The sequence below is a fragment of the Microbacterium sp. UBA7513 genome (assembly GCF_002478345.1).
Classification (GTDB): Bacteria; Actinomycetota; Actinomycetes; order Actinomycetales; family Microbacteriaceae; genus Microbacterium.
Genome location: NZ_DLNJ01000035.1, coordinates 86,137 through 87,098 on the forward strand (window position 1 = coordinate 86,137; position 962 = coordinate 87,098).

Annotated in this window: 2 protein-coding genes; both read left to right on the forward strand. The window is 69.5% G+C overall.

Annotated features, from left to right (window positions below; all coding sequences use genetic code 11):
- Positions 1–305 (forward strand): DNA translocase FtsK (locus B2W79_RS16985; protein ID WP_292791610.1); only part of this gene is annotated, 305 nt, incomplete at its 5' end.
- Positions 305–880 carry a CDP-diacylglycerol--glycerol-3-phosphate 3-phosphatidyltransferase gene (gene pgsA / locus B2W79_RS16990; RefSeq protein WP_292791612.1) on the forward strand — a complete coding sequence of 192 codons (576 nt, stop codon included), beginning with the start codon at positions 305–307 and terminating at the stop codon, positions 878–880. The genes B2W79_RS16985 and pgsA, both read left to right, overlap by 1 nt.
- Positions 881–962 lie beyond the last annotated feature (82 nt).

Sequence of the window (962 nt, forward strand, 5' to 3'; positions counted from 1 at the left end):
TGCGGGTCGGCTTCGCCAAGGCCGGACGCCTGATGGATCTCCTCGAGTCGCGTGAGGTCGTCGGCCCGTCGGAGGGCTCGAAGGCGCGCGATGTGCTCGCGACCCCCGAGCAGCTGCCGCAGGTCATGGCGAAGCTCCGCGGAGAAGACGTCCCGTCGGCTCCGTCGGCTCCGGCGGCTCCGGCTGCGCCCGCGGCCGCGGCGGTGCCTGCCGAACGTGATCCGTTGGAGGCGCAGTACGACGGCCTGCCGGTCGTCGAAGCGGAAGGCGACGAAGACGCCTGGGGCCTGACGGGACGCGACTGATGGCGATCCCTCGGCAGCTCCCCAACGCCATCACGGTGGCGCGCATCCCGCTCGCCGTCGTGTTCTTCGTCCTCCTGCTCCTCGGCGGGACGTACGGCCTCGCCGATCTCACCGTGCGCTGGATCGCCGCCGTCCTCTTCATCGTCGCCATCTCGACCGACTGGGTCGATGGCTACCTCGCGCGTCGATACGACATCGTCAGCGACTTCGGAAAGCTCTGGGACCCGATCGCGGACAAGCTCCTCACCGGCGCGGGTTTCGTGGGGCTCGCGATCCTGGGCGAGGTCTCCTGGTGGATCGTGGTGATCATCCTCGTCCGCGAGTGGGGGATCACCATCCATCGGCTGGTCGTCGCGAGCGAGCACGTTGTCGCGGCCGCCTGGATGGGCAAGATCAAGACGGCCTTCCAGGGCGTCGCCCTCGGCTGGGCTCTCCTGCCGCTGCACGTGTTCATCGGGCTCGGCCCGTGGACGGTCGTGACGACCGTCCTCATGGTGATCGTGCTCGTGCTCACCGTCGTCAGCGGGATCGACTACATCGTCGCGCAGGTGCGCGGCGCGCGTCAGAGCCGATGAGCGGCACGACGCCAGCCGAGGCTCTGGAAGCTCTGCGTGAGCGAGGCTGGACCCTCGGTGTCGCGGAGTCGCTCACCGGCGG

What these genes read in the sequence shown, in the direction of transcription:
- pgsA (WP_292791612.1), top strand. Translation starts at nt 305, where the DNA reads ATGGCGATCCCTCGGCAGCTCCCCAACGCCATCACGGTGGCGCGCATC.